The sequence below is a fragment of the Thiorhodococcus mannitoliphagus genome (assembly GCF_010915725.1).
GTDB classification, from domain to species: Bacteria; Pseudomonadota; Gammaproteobacteria; order Chromatiales; family Chromatiaceae; genus Thiorhodococcus; species Thiorhodococcus mannitoliphagus.
Genome location: NZ_JAAIJR010000017.1, coordinates 28410 through 45332 on the forward strand (window position 1 = coordinate 28410; position 16923 = coordinate 45332).

10 protein-coding genes are annotated in these 16923 nt (G+C 66.3%); 9 read left to right on the forward strand and 1 reads right to left on the reverse strand.

Annotated elements, in window-relative coordinates; translation table 11 throughout:
- The first annotated feature begins 25 nt into the window (after positions 1-25).
- The 5 genes from G3480_RS06025 (at position 26) to G3480_RS06045 (ending at position 12165) form a co-directional block, all read left to right on the forward strand.
- The gene (locus tag G3480_RS06025) at positions 26-6715 is read left to right on the forward strand and encodes a DEAD/DEAH box helicase (protein WP_164652770.1); all 6690 of its coding nucleotides are present in this window, start codon (positions 26-28) and stop codon (positions 6713-6715) included.
- Between the two features lie 35 nt (positions 6716-6750).
- Positions 6751-8811 carry a UvrD-helicase domain-containing protein gene (locus G3480_RS06030; RefSeq protein ID WP_164652771.1) on the forward strand — a complete coding sequence of 687 codons (2061 nt, stop codon included), beginning with the start codon at positions 6751-6753 and terminating at the stop codon, positions 8809-8811.
- 81 nt (positions 8812-8892) lie between these two features.
- Positions 8893-9786, forward strand: coding sequence for a TIGR02452 family protein (locus G3480_RS06035; protein ID WP_338114074.1), 894 nt, complete (start codon positions 8893-8895; stop codon positions 9784-9786).
- A 17-nt stretch (positions 9787-9803) separates the two neighbouring features.
- Positions 9804-10631 carry a DUF429 domain-containing protein gene (locus G3480_RS06040; RefSeq protein WP_164652772.1) on the forward strand — a complete coding sequence of 276 codons (828 nt, stop codon included), beginning with the start codon at positions 9804-9806 and terminating at the stop codon, positions 10629-10631.
- Between the two features lie 499 nt (positions 10632-11130).
- On the forward strand, positions 11131-12165 hold the full coding sequence (locus G3480_RS06045; RefSeq protein WP_164652773.1) for a nuclease-related domain-containing protein: 1035 nt from the start codon (positions 11131-11133) through the stop codon (positions 12163-12165).
- Between the two features lie 2 nt (positions 12166-12167).
- Here G3480_RS06045 and G3480_RS06050 read toward each other — a convergent pair whose 3' ends face one another.
- On the reverse strand, positions 12168-13238 hold the full coding sequence (locus G3480_RS06050) for a hypothetical protein (protein WP_164652774.1): 1071 nt from the start codon (positions 13236-13238) through the stop codon (positions 12168-12170).
- Between the two features lie 473 nt (positions 13239-13711).
- Here G3480_RS06050 and G3480_RS06055 point away from each other — a divergent pair, with 473 nt between their 5' ends.
- From G3480_RS06055 to G3480_RS06070, 4 genes are all read left to right on the forward strand, one after another.
- Positions 13712-14422, forward strand: a complete 711-nt coding sequence (locus G3480_RS06055) for an AcaB family transcriptional regulator (protein WP_240905626.1) — start codon at positions 13712-13714, stop codon at positions 14420-14422.
- Between the two features lie 172 nt (positions 14423-14594).
- Positions 14595-15209 carry an STY4526/YPO1902 family pathogenicity island replication protein gene (locus G3480_RS06060; RefSeq protein ID WP_164652775.1) on the forward strand — a complete coding sequence of 205 codons (615 nt, stop codon included), beginning with the start codon at positions 14595-14597 and terminating at the stop codon, positions 15207-15209.
- A gap of 2 nt (positions 15210-15211) precedes the next feature.
- Positions 15212-15880 (forward strand): M23 family metallopeptidase, encoded by a 669-nt coding sequence (locus G3480_RS06065; RefSeq protein ID WP_164652776.1) that lies wholly within the window; start codon positions 15212-15214, stop codon positions 15878-15880.
- 33 nt (positions 15881-15913) lie between these two features.
- Positions 15914-16918, forward strand: coding sequence for a conjugal transfer protein TraF (locus tag G3480_RS06070; RefSeq protein ID WP_164652777.1), 1005 nt, complete (start codon positions 15914-15916; stop codon positions 16916-16918).
- The last annotated feature ends 5 nt before the right edge of the window (positions 16919-16923 follow it).

The window sequence follows — 16923 nt, forward strand, 5'->3', positions numbered from 1 at the left end:
AAACAACAGCGGATTCTGTTGACCCATGCTTCCCGCCACCCTTGCCTTCGAGGTGCGCCGCCAGGTCCTCCACTATCTGGAGGCGACCTTCCATATGCGCGACTCCGAAGTGGAGCGGGCGCTGCGTCGCTTCTTCACCCAGCCTGGAAATGGGCTGTTCAAGGGGCCTTGGCTGCAACTGCGCCGCCCTTTCCGGCTGGCGTCCAATCGGGGCGAGGGCTTCTTCGATCTGCCGGTCCCCTTCACGCCCTTTCGACACCAGTGGCTGGCGTGGCAGCGTCTGACCAGCAAGGGGCAGACACCGCGCCCCGTGATCGTGACCACGGGGACGGGCTCAGGTAAGACCGAGTGCTTTTCCGTTCCAGTGCTGGATCATTGCTGGCGCGAGCATCGGGCCGGGCGGGCTCGGGGCATCAAGGCCATCGTGCTCTATCCCATGAATGCGCTGGCGGCGGACCAGGCCGGGCGCTTTGCCGAGGCGATTCTGACCTCGGAGCATCTGTCCTATGAGGCGGTCGTCGACGGCACGCCACGGCGCAAGGCACACATTCGGGTCGGACTCTACACCGGGCGGATGCAGCCGGGTCAGGAGGATCGCTCGGGTGAGGAGGAGGGCACCTACTCCGAGGTCCAGATCGTCCCGCCACGCACGCCAGGCGGCAAGGTCGCCTATACGGCGATCACCAATCGCGTGCGCATGCAGGAGGAGCCGCCGGACATCCTCCTGACCAACTACAAGATGTTGGACTACCTGCTGATGCGTCCGAAGGATCAGGGCATTTGGCGGCACAACGACGCGGCGCCGGATCTTCTGCGCTATCTGATCCTCGACGAGCTGCATACCTACGACGGCGCGCAAGGGGCCGATGTCGCCTGTCTGATCCGTCGGCTGAAGGCGCGTTTGGGGGTCCCCAAGGGACGGCTCTGCGTGGTTGGGACCAGTGCGACCATTGCCGAGAGCGGGGACGAGACGACCGACGATCCCATCAACCGTCTCTGCGATTTCGCCTCGACCCTGTTCGAGGAACCGATCAGCAACGATGCCGTGATCGGCGAGGACCGCTGTCGCCTGGAAGAGATCATTCGCCCGGTCGAGGACCCGGGGCGGTTGCCGGACGCGGCCGAGTGTGAGCCGCGCGAGGGCGAGACGGCAAGCGCCTATGCTCGGCGCCTTGCCCCACTGTTCGGCGGCCCAGCCGATCCCGTCGCCGCGGACGACCCCTGGCTGGTGCGGGTGCGGGACCGGGCGGCGGACCCGGTGGTCGCTCCACTCGCCGCCGAAACGCTGGCCAATGAGGATCGCTGGGGCCTGGCCCTTGGGGAGTGGCTGCGCGCGCAGCCGCTCTTCCATGCCCTGCTGCGGGTGACCGAGGAGGGCGTGGTGCTCTGGACCGAGCTCGTCGGCCGGCTCTCGACCGAGGACTTCGGTCTGCGCGAGACGGGCGATGTCGAGCGCCGGAGCCAGGTTCTAATGGGCTTTCTCGCCCTGGTGGCCCAGGCCCGCGAGCTGCGCTCGGGCCGCGTCTTCCCCGTCGTGCCGACCCAGATCCAGCTCTGGATCCGTGAGCTGCGACGCATCGGCCGGGTAGTGGCGCCCGAGCCTTGCTTCAGCTGGCTGGACGATCCGCTGCCGGAGCGCCGTCAGCTGCCGACGGTGCATTGTACCGAGTGCGGGGAGTCGGCCTGGGTTGCCCTGCACGACCCCGATCAGGACAGCCTGGTCCGACAGCAGGTCGCGGGCCTGGCGCTCGACGACGATGTGCGCCGCATCTACGACGGCTGGGGCTTCGAGCGCTCCCCCTCCCGTCGGCTGGTGATCCTGAGCCCCTGGCGGGAAGGCGACGATCCGCTGCCGCCAGGCGGCCAGCAGGAGCTGGAGATGACGCGTCAGTTTCTGGCCCCGACCGAGCTGACGCTGCGAACCGGTCCCGGACCTGGTCCGCTGACCGGCGAGCCGACCTTTCCCGTCAAAGTGGTCTACGAGCAGCGCACGCTCGAGCACAATCATCAGCCCATTGGCGTACAGCGCTGTCCCCATTGCCATGCCGAAGGGACGCTCATGTTCTTGGGCGCACGGGCGGCGACCACGGCGAGCGTGGCGATCGACGAGGTCTTCGGCTCGGTCCTGAACCAGGATCCCAAGCTGTTGGCCTTCACCGACAGCGTTCAGGACGCCAGCCATCGGGCTGGCTTCTTCTCGGCGCGGACCTACCATTTCACCTTCCGCACGGCCTTGCAGCATGTGGTGGATGCCGCCGGACCGACCGGGCTACCCCTGTGCGAGGTCGGCGCTCAGCTGCTTCGCCACTGGTCGCAGCCCGAGCCCGGCCGTCCGGGCCTGCTGCGCGAAGCCATTGCCACCCTGATCCCGCCGGATCTGCGCGAGTACGGTCCCTATCTGCAGCTGCGCAACGATCCGCTCGGACGGCATCCGGAGCCGGGCTTCCAGCGCGATCTCATCGAGCGGCTGGGATGGGAGGCGACCAGCGAATTCAGCCTGATGCTGACTCATGGCCGGACCATGGAGCTGCATGGCGGCGCCTGTCTTGGCTGGGAGCAGGACGCGGTCGAGACCACGGTGCACCGGCTGCGTGCGCGCTTGCCGGGGATCAGTCCAGCGCTCCAGGGGTTGTCCGACGCGGCGCTCAGGCTCTGGATCCTGGGCGTCCTGCACCGCCAGCGCGAGCGGGGTGGACTCGACCATCCCTATCTCGACGCCTATGCACGGCAGAACTACTGGGGCAAGCATCCGTTCGGGCGCGTGATCGACGGCCGCGAGATCTATCCGCCGGCCGGTCGCTATCGCCCGAGACTTCTGGTGACGGAGCGGGACAAGGCCCACGATCATCTCCTCGTTGCGAGCGCGGCCGGGCAGCAGACGCCGTGGCAATTGGTTTGGGCGCGGCGGGTGCTGGAGGTGCCCGCGGTCGATGACGCCAGCCTGCTCGATCTGCTGCGCGCCCTCCTCGAAGAAGGGACGGCGACGGGCGTCTTTCGTTGTGTGCATCGGGACGGCACCAAGTCCTGGTATGCGCTTGGGGCTGGGATCGCGCGACTCTTTCCGGCCGGACGCAAGCTGGCCAGCGCCGAGTCGGGTCAGGTGCTGTTTCGGCCCGACTGGGAGGCGGAGGTCTGGGAGGGGGCGCCGAGCCTCTCGTATCGCGATCATCAGGGGCGTTATCGCGTGGCGGCTCTCAATGAGCGCGAGGGCTATTATCGCGATCGCTATCGCAAGGGGGCGCTGCGCCGGGTCTTCGCCCATGAGCACACGGGGCTGCTGACCACCCGGGAGCGCGAGGCGCTCGAGCTCTCCTTCAATACCGGCGGACATGCCGACGACCCCAACGTGCTCACGGCGACCTCGACGCTGGAGATGGGGATCGACATCGGCGATCTCTCCACGACCTTGCTGTGCTCGGTGCCGCCCTCGGTCGCGAGCTTCCTGCAGCGGATCGGGCGTGCCGGCCGCAAGACGGGGACCGCGCTGGTGCTCTCGATCGTCAACCAGCGGCCGCACGACCTCTTCTTTTTCGCCCGACCGGACGATCTGCTGCGGGGGGTGGTCGAACCGCCCGGCTGCTGGCTTGATGCCTGCGCCGTGCTGGTCCGACAGTTCCTCGCCTATTGCTTCGACACGGCGGTTCACCGCGGTGTCCTGACCGATCTGCCTGGATCGGGCCGGCAGCTCGTCGACGAGGTGATCGTCAATCAGTCCGGGCACATCCCCAGGTTACTCGCCTGGATGGTGCTCCAAGAGGCCGAGCTGCAACAGGGGTTCCTGGCGCGCTTCACCGACCCGCGAGTGGTATTGCAGGACACCGTCGAGCGCTTCCTGGTCGAGACCCGCGCCGAGCGGCTGCGCGAGCGCATCGAGCAGGCGGCGCAGGAATTCAATAGTCAGCGTCAGCTCTTGCAGAATGCCCGCAATCGCCTGAACGATCAGAAGAAGAAGCTGGACCCTCGGACCGATGGAGAGGCCCTGGCCGAGATCGAGCGTGAGCAGACGATCCTGTCCGCCCGTACCCGCAAGCTCGGCGAGATCTCGGCGCTGGAGGTCCTGATCGAGCACGGCCTGCTGCCGAACTATGCCTTTCCCGAGCGCGGGGTGCGCTTCTCCGGGACGACCTACAATCAGTATGCCCAGCAGCGTCGACCGGCGAATGCCCCGGCCGACACGCTGACTTCCGCCGGCACCGCGGATGCTGGGGTCAAGACCTATGAACTGATCCGTGCCGCCCAGTCGGCCATTCGCGAGCTGGCACCCGCCAATCGTTTCTATACGCACAGCCATGTCTTCACCATTCAGCAGTTGGAGATCGGCTCGCGCACCCAGCCGCTGATCGAGGAGTGGGCGGTGTGCGGGGTCTGCGGACATCTGCGCACGGCCGCCGAGGTCCGTTCACCCGATGCCGTGCCCGCCTGTCCGCAGTGCGGCTATGACGGTCAGGGCGGGCAGACGGATACGGGCCAGCATCGGGCCTTGTTGCCCTTCCATCGCTCCCAGGCGATCTCTTACATGGAGTATTACGAGTCCTTGTCCGGAGATCGCGGCGAGGTGCGCGAGAATGCCTTCTACCGGCTGGTGCCGAGTTTCGACACCACGGTCGCACAGGCGAGCGGCGCGGTGGGCCACGACCCCTTGCCGTTCGGGATCGAGTACCGCGCGGCGATCCGACTGCGTGAGGTCAATACCGGCTACGGCGATCAGCCGGAGGCTGTGGCCTTTGGAGAGTCGATCCGCGTTCCAGAGGGCTTTGAGGTCTGCGAGCAGTGTGGCGTGGTCGTCCCGCCGGGCGGGAATCGCGCCGAGGTCAAGCATCGGCGCAGCTGCTCCGGGCGGCGCCAGACCGAGACACTCCACCGCGAGGGACGTGCGGGTGACGCCCATCGCTGGCGACAGCTCTGGCTTTACCGGGAGTTGCGCTCCGAGGCGATCCGGCTGCTGCTGCCCGAGGTCGAGCCGGAAGACCTGGATACGTTGGAGGCCAGTCTTTACTTGGGATTGCGGTTGCGCTTCCAGGGTAATCCCGCCCACCTACTGGTCCGCGCGCAAAGCGTGCCGGACCCAGGGGCTTCGATCACCCGCCGCTATCTGGTGCTGATGGATGCGGTGCCGGGCGGAACGGGCTTTCTCAAGGCGCTGTATCAGGAAACGGACACGCAGGGGCGGCCGGCTGAGGGGATGATGGATGTGCTCCGCCACGCCCTGAATGCGCTCGAGACCTGCGAGTGCCGGCGCCTGCACCAGACGCAGGACGATACGGATGGCTGCTACCGCTGTATCCGCACCTATCACATGCAGCACCGGGCGGGGAGTATCAGCCGCGAGCGCGGGATTCGCCTGCTGAAGGATCTTCTCGCGGCGGGCGAGCAGCGGCGGGTGCTGGAGGCGCTCGATACGATCAATACGGCTTCCTTGTTCGGAAGCGTGCTCGAGAAGCGCTTCGTCGAGCGACTGCGCGCTTGGGTCGAGCAGAACGCTGGGCAATGGCAGGAGACGCTCATCCAGGGCCGTCGCGGCTTTCGCTTCGTGCTGCCCAGTCCGGACCGTTCCTGGGAGCTTCAGCTCCAGCCACAGCTCGGGCCGGCGCAGGGTGTGACCAAGCCTTGTCAGCCCGACTTCATGCTGAGCTGTGACGATCCCGCCGTGCGTCCGGTCGCTGTCTTCGCGGATGGCTTCGAGCCGCACGTCCATCCTGGCGAGCCCGACTCACGCCTGACGGACGACGTCGAAAAGCGCCGCGCCATTCTGGAGTCCGAGCGCTACTGGGTCTGGAGCCTGAGCTGGGACGATCTGCTGGATGAGGATGCACAGGCACGCTTGGCGTTTCTGCAACCGCACATCGTCGAGCGCTTGCTGCCGTCGCAGGTGGAGCTCCTCAAGCGACAAGGGCACGCCTGTCCCGCGCTCGAGCGGTTGAGTGGGCATCCGTGGCAACAGTTGCAGGCGTTTCTGCTCGCCCCGGACGCGCAGAGCTGGAGCGCCTTGGCGACCCATGCCGCCGGCTTCTCGCTGGTCTTGCTGGCGGGGCAGGGGATCGGCAGCGAGCCCGCCGCCTTGCAGGCCGCGTTCGAGCTGTGGCGCCGCGGCGAACGGCCGGCCCCGCTGGCGCCGGGCAACCGAGGCGATTGGTGCTGGATCAATCGTCTGGCGCGGACCGAGGATCTGCTCGTCTATGCCCCCGTGGATTCGTCACTCATGGCGGCCCGGTTCGATCAGTTGCGTCTGGGCTTGCGTCTGGATGATCGCGCGGAGCACCGTGCCCAGGCCACGGCGTACCGGGTGCAGTGGCGCTGTTTTCAGGCAATGCTCAATCTGTTCCAGTTCTCGGGCAAGCTGACGCTCTTCACGACCTCGGAAGTCGCGGCGGGGACCGCGCCCGAGCTGCCGCTCGATCTCGGTGGGTCGATTCCACCGGCCTGGCAGGCTGTGAGCGAGGCGGTCGTCTCGCTGCTGGAGCCGGTGGCTCGGGCCTTGGCGTTGGCCGGCTGCCCGGTGCCCGAGGTGGAGTACTTCACCGATGATTTGCCGGAAGAGGTTTTCGCCGAGCTGGCGTGGCCGGACCTGTCTCCGCCGGTCGCCATTCTCAGCGGTGATCAGTGCGCCTTCGCCGAGCGCTGGCAGCTGGCCGGATGGGTGACGGTCACGGATGGAGACATCACTGCTCGAGGTCGGCAATGGCTGATCGATCGGCTCACCCAGGCGAATGGGTAGATATGGCAAGTGGATAGGCACGGGGGATCGAGCGCATGGCTCAATTGATGTGGCGCCGCGAGCTGCTCACGCAGCTCACCAAGGTACCGGCCAAGGTCAAGAAGAAGTTGGCCGAGCTGCACCGCAAGTTCGAGGAAGACAGCACCCAGGCCAGCCTTCATCTGAAGCCGGTCCAGGGGGCACGCGATCCGAAAGTCCGCAGCGCCCGGGTCGGCGACGACTATCGCGCGATCATCATCGCGCCGGAGCAAGGCGACACCTATTTGCTCGTGCATGTCGATCATCACGACGAAGCCTATCAGTGGTGCCAAAGCAAACAGTTCGAGGCACATGGCGCGCTTGGGACGCTGCAGATCTTTGATGTCGAAGAAATAGCGCGCGCGGTGGCGATCCCTGAGGAATCTTCAGCCGCCGCGTCGGCCGCGGTCGATACCGAGGGATTTTCCGCCGCCTATCCATTGGATTCCCTTGATGACGAGGCCCTCTTCACCGCCGGTATCCCTAAGGCGCTGATTCCCGCCGTCCGAGCGGTGCGCACTGACGATGCCTTCGAGCAGCTGGCGGAGTATCTGCCACCGGAAGCCGCACAGGTGCTCTATGGTGTGGTCGCGGGGATGTCACTGGACCAGGCGTTGGAGGAAATGCTGGGCGCCCTGGAGACAGCGCCCGTCAAGCCGGCGGGACCGGGGGATTTCTCGCATCTGGCGCAAGCCGCCAATCTCGATCTGGTGCTGGTGGCGGGTGAGGAGCACCTGAAAGAAATCCTGAGCGAGGACATCGAGGCGTGGCGGATCTTCCTCCATCCCTATCAGCGCAAGCTCGTTCAATGGGATGTGAAGGGGCCGATGAAGATCCACGGAGCGGCCGGCACCGGCAAGACCGTGGCCCTGATGCATCGGGCTGTGTGGCTCGCCAAACAGACGGCCGACCAGGATCGGGTACTCTTGACGACCTATACCACCAACCTCTCGGTCACCATCAAGGCGCTGCTCGAGCGCCTGGCACCGAAGGCGCACCAAGGGATCGAGGTAACCAATCTGCACCAGCTCGCCAGGACCATTGCACTGCGGTGCGGTTGGCGCGGGAAGGTCGCGGAAGACGCCGACTTGGAGGCACTTTGGGAGCAGGTCCTGTCGCAGGAATCGGATCTCGCGGCCGAATTCAACCAGGACTTCATCCGTTCCGAATTCGCCGAGATCGTCGACCCGATGGGCATCGATTCGGAGGATGCCTATTTGACCACCGTTCGCTCGGGTCGGCCGCGAATCGGCCGTGCTCAGCGAAAGCTGCTCTGGCGGCTGTTCGCCCGCATGCAGCGAGAGCAGGCAAAGCGCAATCTGCTCACCTTCGAGGGCGTGGTGCATCAGGCGCGATTGGCCGTCGAGCAGGGTCAGTTCCCCAGGTATCGGCATGTGCTGGTGGACGAGCTGCAGGATTTCGGGCTCGAGGCGTTGCGCCTCATTCGGGCACTCAGCCCGATCGACGAGGGCTTGGCCAATCCGCTGTGTGTCGTCGGCGATGGCCATCAGCGACTCTACAATCGCACCCCGGTTCCAGTCGGACGCGCCGGAATCGAGGTGCGAGGTCGCTCCCGACGCTTGAAGATCAACTACCGCACGAGCGAGCAGATCAGGCGCTGGGCACAAGGGCTGCTGGCAGGGGTAGAGGTCGATGACCTCGACGGTGGTAGCGCCGACACGACGGGCGACCGCTCCGTGTTTCGAGGACCCGATCCGCAGGTCCTTACGGTCGATTCACCGGCTGCGGCCGGAGGCGCCGTTGTCGACTGGGTGCGGCACCTGCTGGATTGTGGATTCGGCACCCACGAAATTTGTATCACGCCAACCGAAGGTGCCGTCATCAACGCGCTCGAGACCGCCGGAATCCCCACCTTGGAGCTGCTTCCTCGCCAAAGAGATCCTGGGCAGGACGAGCCAGGGGTGCGGTATGGCACGAAGAAACGGATCAAAGGGTTGGAATTTCGAGCTGTCGTGCTGCTGTACCGGGATACCGACGCGGAGGATGCCCGTGAACGATTCGCCAATTATGTGGCGGCGACCCGGGCGCGGGAACTCTTGCTGGTCTTGAGGACTTGAGCGGGCTTGTCCGACGACGCTCGGAAGTTGAGGCTAGAGCGATGGGTTCTTCATGCTGCCGATCGATGGAGACTGCTCCCCGTGACCGTTTCGTACTCACCACTCATGATCCAGCCCTGTCTGGACTCATCCGAGCTGGCCGCGCAACGCCAGCGTGAGCTGCGCCTGCCGCGCGCGCAGGCGGCCGCGCTGGGCCGCTCCGCCGTGGAGGCGATCCGGCAAGGGTTCTATCTGAACGGGAAGGGGACGCGTGTTGACTGGCGCGAAGCGGTCGAAACGGCCCGCGTCGCCAAGCGCAGTCTGCGCCCCGAGGATCCGCTTCCTGAGCAGGATCGCGCCTCTGTCCCCGAGACCCGTGTCCAGGTCAGCAACGAGACCACCCTCGGCGCCGCCGAGCGACTCGTCGCCCGCGGTCTGAGGCCCTTGGCCCTCAACTTCGCCAACGGCGTGCACCCCGGCGGCGGCTTTCTGAACGGTGCCCTCGCCCAGGAGGAAGTGCTCTGCCGCTCCAGCGCGCTCTACACGACCCTCGAGGGCGATCCCATGTACGCCGCCCATGCCCGGCGTCCGCGGCCCGATTCGACCGACTGGGCCATCTACTCGCCCGAGGTGCCAGTCTTCCGGCGAGATGACGGCGCGCCGCTCGACGCCCCTTGGCCATTGAGCGTCCTAACCTGCGCGGCGCCCTATGCCCCGGCCATCGGCCAGCCCGAGGCTGGGGATCTCCTCCAGCAGCGCATCCATCGCGTCCTGGCCATCGCCCGCGCCTTCGGCCATGAGACGCTGGTGCTAGGCGCCTGGGGCTGCGGGGCCTTCGCCAACGATCCCGTCCGCACCGCCCGCGATTTCCGCCAGGCCCTGGAGACGGACTTCGCCGGTGCCTTTAGTGAGGTCGTCTTCGCCATCGCCGACTGGTCCCCGGAGCGGCGCTTCCTCGGCCCCTTCCGCGAGGTCTTCACGGCGGACGCGACCTGACGCCGGCAGAGACAGGCATGCGGGTCTACGGCATCGACTTCACCAGTCGTCCCCGCCGCGGCAAGCCCATCACCTTTCTGGCCTGCCGTCTGGAGGGGGATCAGCTCTGCGCCGGCACCCTTAGCGCCTGGTCCAGCTTCGCGCCCTTCGAGGCGTTCCTCCAGCAGCCCGGTCCCTGGATCGCCGGCATCGATTTCCCCTTCGGTCAGTCGCGGACCTTCGTGAGCAACATCGGCTGGCCGACGACCTGGTCTGGCTACGTGCGCCAGGCCGAGTCGCTGGGTCGCGCAGGCTTTCGCCAGGCGCTCGACGCCTATCGCCAGCCGCGCTTATCTGGTGACAAGGAGCACCGCCGCGCGACCGATCGCGCCGCCGGTGCCATCAGTCCGCAGAAGCTCTACGGCACCCCGGTCGGTCTGATGTTCTTCGAGGGTGCGCCACGACTCTTGCGGGCCGGGGTGACGATTCCGGGTGTGCAGAGCGGCGATCCCGATCGGGTCTGCGTCGAGGGCTATCCGGGCCTGCTCGCCCGCCAACTGATCGGCCGCCGCTCCTACAAGCAGGATATCCGTGCTCAGCAGACACCGGAGCGGGATCATGCCCGGCGGGCGTTGCTGGAAGCCATTCTGGAGGGAGCCGCCGAGCCTGCTTACGGTCTTCGCGTGCAAGCGCCACTGACTCTTGCCGATGATCCCATGGGCGATGCGCTCGACGCCTTGCTTTGTGCCATCCAGGCTGCCTGGGCCTGGACCCAGCGTGCGGCTGACTACGGTCAGCCGACCTCACTGGATCCACTCGAAGGCTGGATCGCCGATCCCCATGCCCGGGTAGCTGACTTCGTCTAACGGACTGAGCGTCCCGCGACCGGCTCAGCCTTCGTCCTCAAGACCGGCCGATCATCAGATCGTTTCGTTTGCTCGCTCCGCAGATTCCCGAGCCAGAGGCGATGGCACTGGTGTACGGCGACATGGCGCCAGACCCCCAGGACCTGTGCCTCCAGCGCCTCTTCGCAGCGCCGCCGCCTTCCGATAGACCACAGCCAGCGCGTCGCCGAGCTCCCGCGTTAGGATTGGCCCGATCGGCTCTGCCTTGGCGATGTCATGGAAGGCGTCGCCTCCCCCACCTGGCCGAGCAGAGCCTCATCATCGTCGTTACCCCCTCCGAAGTTGCTGGTCACTACTCGCCTTCTTGCTGTTGTGACCAAGCGTCCACGTCCACCTCAGGGTGGCGGAGTGATGAAGGTCTCACTTCGGGTGCTGGTCCCTTTGCTAGGATCATCGGTCGGCCACGAACGGGCGTTGTGGAATCGCTCTCACGGTCCCTTCAAGAAGGAGTTCGCGCGTCATGGATGCTCAAAGCCTGTTCTCCCTGATCACGCTGGCGGCCGTTCGGCCGCTGGTCGGGCTGCTGCCCCTGGTCTTGGTCGTCCTGGCGCTGAAGCGTCTCGTCCCCAGGATGCGGGGCTCGGCTGGTGAGGCACGCATCGGCCGGGTGCTGGAGCAACTGTTTTCCGTGGTCCGACATGATCTGATCCTGCCGGATGGGCGTGGCGGTTGGACGCAGATCGATCATCTGGCCCTCACACCAGCGGGGCTGCTGGTGGTGGAATCGAAGGCCTATCGGGGGCTGATCTTTGGGCGGAAGGGTGAGGCGACGTGGACGCAGGTCCTGGGGCGTCGCCGCTACACGTTTCAGAATCCCTTGCGCCAGAATTTCGCTCACGTCCAAGCGCTCAAGGCGCTCGGGCTGGGTGTTCCGGTTCTCGAGCGCGTGGTCTTCACGAATACGGCACGCTTTCCCAAAGGACTGCCGGAGGGCGTTTCACGCCTGGCCACCCTTGCCGAGGATCTCGAGCCCTATCGTGAGGGTGTCGTGTCCGATGCCCTGCACCAGGCGTGGCAGCAGCTGGATGGGGCTATCCGCACCGACCGCGCCGCGCGGCGTGCGCACCGAGCGGGGCTGGAGCGGCGCTTCGGCGCGGACGACCGCCTATCCCCCGGGCTCTTGCTGTTGGCGGCCGCCGGAGTTCTGGTGGGTGGTCTATGGCTGACGGCGGGTCAGCTCGGACCGGAGGTTTCGGCCCTGCGTCGCCAGCCGCCGCTGATGCCTGCCCCGGCTGCGTCTGCATCGCGCCCGGCATCGGCCCTCTCCCCAACGAGCGTTTCCCCGCCGCCGCTGAGTTCGCGGCCTCAGCCGCGCGGATCGACCGTGTCCGTGGCTGTCGCCGAGCCGCGGATCAGCCTCCAATGGACGGAGCGCGACGGGGGCGCGCGCGAGAGCGAGGACTGTAAGCTCGCGATTGCCGCCGTGCTCATGGCCAACACCCCAGAGAACCGCCATCGCCGAGTACGGGTCTGCGGCACGTCCGCGATGCCCTGACGTCAGCGCAGAAACCGCCCTTCGCCCGTGCCGTGATCGAACGACCAGACGTGCTCGTTGGGCACATTCCTGCAGCGGCCAACGATCCGACCCCAGAACTCGAGCCGTCCCGAGGCCAGGCGGACCGCGCTGCGCCCCGGACCCTCCGCCCCGCATCGCGGACAATCCGCCACATAACGCACCAGATGCAGCCGCGATGCGCTGAACCCGGTCGGATCGAAGCGCCGCTCGATGACGGTGTCGCCGAAGTCCGTGAAGGATTGCCACCACAGCGGCGCGCGCGCCAGATTGTTCTGCGCCAGGTCCCACCACCACCCCAGACTCAGGCGCAGGACCCCGAGCAGAAAGAGCGCCCGCAGCAGCGCCTGAACTGCGGCGCCCGCCGAGTCGCTGTGCAGCCCCAAATAGAAGGTCATCAAGGCCGAGAGGACGACCAGCACCCCGATCCCGGTCAGCAGGGTGGCGATCAGGCCTCCCAGTGGGCTGCGGGAGCGCAGTCCTGTCTCCGGAATCCAGCGCAGCAGGCGGGGGACCTGTAGCTCGACCGGGTAATACCGGATGCTGGGTGTGTGCACGACGGGATTGGCGTGAGCGGTCGGTGCTTCGACGCCACTCGGCGCCGGTCCCTCTATCGGCTCGAAGCGCAGAAAGTAGCGGACCGTGTTGCCCCGTCCTCCGGCCGCGTCGCTCTTGTCGATCCGTGGCCGCAGCCCGAGCGTTTCATGGGCAAAGCGCCGTCGGACATGCTCCTGCCGTGATTGCCAATAGGCCTCCTGCAAGGTACGCCAATGGCTGTTGAGGCGTTGCCGCGCATCCCCTTCGTTCAGATTGCTCCAGGGGGCGCCGAGCCTCTGCATCATGGCCGTGATCTCCACGACGCCCCAACCGTCCGACACCTGCTCCGGCTTGTCGCCTGCCAGGCGGCACAAGGCCCGTAGCAACAGGATGGGCAGCCGCGGCGAGCGCCCCTCCGGCCAGTCCTCCACCACGATCCGCTCCAGCACCGCGGCGGCGCGCGCCACCTGCTCCTGATCCGCAGCCGAATCGGCCTGCGTCCGATCAACCGATTTCAAAGGGTTCTCCTGCTGTTTCGCGTGACTGTTGGCCATGACAGTGGCGGGCGTCGCGACACGCTGGCCAAGGCGATGAAGGCACGCATTCTAAATCTGCCATCGCGCCTGGCCGAGCAGTCTGTCGGTCTTTACCGTACGAAAGGAGTGTCCGGTGCTGGCATTCATTGGTATTGACGCATCAAGGTTCAGTCTTTCGTAGGAAGGAAACGGTCTTTTCACGAATGACCGTTTTCTGAAAAAACGGTATCGAACGGATTAACCGTATTGACTTGAGCCGCAATGCGTTCGCGCTGCACCATGCAGTCCAACGTGTGTGATGGCTCTCAATTCAAACGCTTGCTAAAGATGCGCAGATTCTGTGACTGCAGTGAGCCACGCCGCACTTGATTGGTCTGACTTGACCGATCGCGACGTTCTTTTCGAATGAACCGACGATCGCTCTATTCGAGCGCGCAGCATGGGGGATTGAATCCATGACAGAGGCGTTGACAGTTCCGACTGATCCCAAGCCGACGGCGCCACCGGCGAGGACACGTCCGTCACGGCCGCGCCAACCCTATCGTCACAGTCGCCCGGTCTTTGATCTGACGCTGCGGATTCAGAGCGAGTATGCCCGCCGGCTCCTGCGCGACCGGGAGTTCCGCCCGGCGATGCATGCCCTCTACGGGATCGAGGTCATTCTGCACCTGGTTGGCGAGGATGACGATGCCGAGCAGGTGGAGACGCTGATCCGCGAACGTCTCGAAGGTCTGGCCGACGAGCTGCAACGCGAGATCGCCCGCCTGCAGGTCCTGCTCGCCGATCGAGGGCTCGACAAGACCCGCCCGCGCTACACCCATCCCGTCACAGCGACCGTCCATGTCGCCTCGCCGACCATCGCCCTCTACGCCGCCCTCATCCAGGAGTTCGATCGCCTCTTGATGGGCCTCGACACCCTGTGGCTGTCCGGTCTGCTGCCGAGCAAAGAGCGTCTGGCGGTCGCCATCCGGTGGCGGAACCGCATCGGCGGTGCCGGACAGGAATTCATCGGCTTGCATCGGCGGGCCTATGCGGCTGCCGAGCGGCGCGGGCAGCGGGCAACGGTCGATGAGGCCGAGCGCGAGGTGGTGTCGGTCCCGGAGGAGGAAGGCTCCGAGGCACTGCCCCCGGCGGATGATCCGGCCGTTTCGGAGCCGACAGATTGAACGATGGGGTGACCCGTCTCGTGCATGCACGAAAGGCCCCAGTGCATGCACGACAACCGCTCGTTGCGTTGCTGTTCGCGACGTCATCGGGTGATGTGCGGGGCCGTTTGATTGAAGCCGACCACGGCGCGGACTCTCACTGCGCCGTGGAGCGCATGGAGTATTCCCTGGCATGAAGAAGCCGTGTCCCGAGGACGTGATCCTGCAGTTCGTCATCGAGCAGATTCACGACGGTCATTTCGAGCATGTTGAGGCGTTGGGGTTCAGCTGGGAGCAGATTCGCTTCCTCGAAGGCCTCCCGAGCCGCGATCTGCACGCTCTCTTCAACTTCGCCGAGCGCTTTATCTCACTGCGCATCGATATCGATCAGGCGCAGTCGCAGATCGCCATCGCGCGGGTGGCGGAGCAGCAGCGCCTGCGCGAGACCCAACAGGCGTTGCTGCGGGCCGGCGCCCCGCGTCAGCTCATGATCGAGCTTTTTGGCTGGACCGCAACCTACTACCGCGATCAGCGCAGGTTCTTGGGACTCGACGGCGACCTGCCGAAGGGCGGACGTCCGCGCACGCCGACGCCGGAGGAAGAGGATCAGATCCTGCTCTGTTGGGAGCAATCCGCCGATCGGTCCTTGCCTGAGCGCTATCTGGAGACCGCACAGGCCGTTCAGGTGAGCGTGCGACAGGTTCGCCGGACGCTTGAGCGGCGTGCGTGTCCGGTCGAGGCAGGTGCGGTGATGCGCCCACCGCAACGGGAGATGGCGCCGGCAGCGCCGGCGCGGCGCGGTAGCTGAAGATGCCCGGCTGCACTGAAGCGATCGGTCGGTTGATCTTGGTTGTGCTGATCGCCGGGACGCCGATGACGATCGCGCCGCTCGGTGCGGCTGGGCAGGGCGCCGATCCGCTGGCGGTGGTGCCGCGGATTCGGCTCATCACCCGCGACCAGGACAGCGTGGTCAAGGCCGTGCGTGTGATCCGAGCCGAGCCAACGCCGAAGTCTTCCATGGCTGTTGGACGACCGTCTGGCGATTGGCTGTGGCCAGTCAGAGGACGGCTGACCTCCGGCTTCGGAATACGTCGGCATCCCATCATGCACGCTCAGCGGTTCCATGCGGGAGTCGACCTCGCCGCGCCGATCGGCACGCCCGTGCGCGCTGTCGCCGCGGGTCGGGTGCGGACAGCGGGCCGGGTCGGCGGTTATGGCGGCCTCGTCGAGCTGAATCATGGTGATGGCTGGACGACCCGCTATGGCCATCTTCAACAGACGCTGGTGGCGTCTGCGCAGCGCGTCGAGGCCGGCGAGATCATCGCCACCGTCGGGTCGACGGGTCTCACCACTGGACCGCACTTGCATGTCGAGATCCGCCGCCATGGGCAGCCGATCGATCCCTTGACGCGCCTGGCCCCGAGATCTGCACAGCGCTTGGCGTTGCGTCCGAGGGCGAGCGCTGGAGCGGGCGGATGATGGCAAAGGCTCCCTATATGGGGTGGGGCGACCATGCGCAGCCGTGAGTGCGCCATCGGCGGAGTGGCTGCCTTGCTGCTACTCAGTGCCGCGGGATCGACGACAGCGGCCGAGGCGACGCGGTTCTATGAGCGAGGCGCCGAGGGTTGGTTCTGGTATGCCCCAGAGCTGTCCGTTGCTCCGGAGCCTGAGCCTCAGCTCACACCGGCGCCGCCCTTGGTGAGCGAGACGTCGCAGCCGGAGGAGGCCGCATCGGCAATGGAGCCGACCGAGCCAGTCCCGCTCTCCGCCGCCTGGCTGCGCGCCAATCTGGAGCGCTATCAGCGCCAGGCCATCGACGACCCGACCCCGACCAAGGTCGCGCTCTATCTCTACCTGCAGCGCATCACCCTCGACAAGGCGTCGCGCTTCACCGACGCCTACCAGCGCGTCGTCCAAAGCGATCCCTTTCTCGACGAGACCACGCGCCGGCCGGTAGGCAACTACAGCAACCTTCTGAATCGCATCGCCGGCCAGCAGCGTCAAGCCGTGCTCGAAGACCTCGCCAGTGCGGCGGGGATCTGGTTCTTCTACCGCTCGGACTGTCCCTATTGCGCGGCCCAGGCACCGGTGCTGCACCTTCTCAGCGAGCAGACCGGTTTTCGGGTGCAGGCGATCGCCCTCGACAGTCGAGCGCTTCCGAACGGGCGTTTTCCCCAGTTTCGCCGCGATACGGGACAGGCCGCCCGACTTGGAATCATCTCCACGCCGGCCCTGTTCCTGGTCCGTCCACCCGCGGGGATCGTGCCGATCGCCCAGGGGCTGCTGTCGCTGAGCGATCTGGAGCAGCGCCTGCTGCTCGCCGCGCGGGAGGCGGGTTGGATCGACGAGGCCGCCTATGCGCGCACCAAGCCCCTGGTCGCTGACTTGAGTTTGGACTGGGGGCTGGAGACACCGCTCAGCGTCCCCGAGGATCCAGATGACTTTCTTGAGCTGCTGCGCTCCCGCGTGGCGGGTGATGGGGTGATCGCCGCTCCCGAATTGCCCCCGACCGACTGAGGTTC

What these genes read in the sequence shown, in the direction of transcription:
- G3480_RS06065 (WP_164652776.1), top strand. Translation starts at nt 15,212, where the DNA reads ATGCCCGGCTGCACTGAAGCGATCGGTCGGTTGATCTTGGTTGTGCTG.
- G3480_RS06040 (WP_164652772.1), top strand. Translation starts at nt 9,804, where the DNA reads ATGCGGGTCTACGGCATCGACTTCACCAGTCGTCCCCGCCGCGGCAAG.
- G3480_RS06025 (WP_164652770.1), top strand. Translation starts at nt 26, where the DNA reads ATGCTTCCCGCCACCCTTGCCTTCGAGGTGCGCCGCCAGGTCCTCCAC.
- G3480_RS06030 (WP_164652771.1), top strand. Translation starts at nt 6,751, where the DNA reads ATGGCTCAATTGATGTGGCGCCGCGAGCTGCTCACGCAGCTCACCAAG.
- G3480_RS06045 (WP_164652773.1), top strand. Translation starts at nt 11,131, where the DNA reads ATGGATGCTCAAAGCCTGTTCTCCCTGATCACGCTGGCGGCCGTTCGG.
- G3480_RS06070 (WP_164652777.1), top strand. Translation starts at nt 15,914, where the DNA reads ATGCGCAGCCGTGAGTGCGCCATCGGCGGAGTGGCTGCCTTGCTGCTA.
- G3480_RS06055 (WP_240905626.1), top strand. Translation starts at nt 13,712, where the DNA reads ATGACAGAGGCGTTGACAGTTCCGACTGATCCCAAGCCGACGGCGCCA.
- G3480_RS06060 (WP_164652775.1), top strand. Translation starts at nt 14,595, where the DNA reads ATGAAGAAGCCGTGTCCCGAGGACGTGATCCTGCAGTTCGTCATCGAG.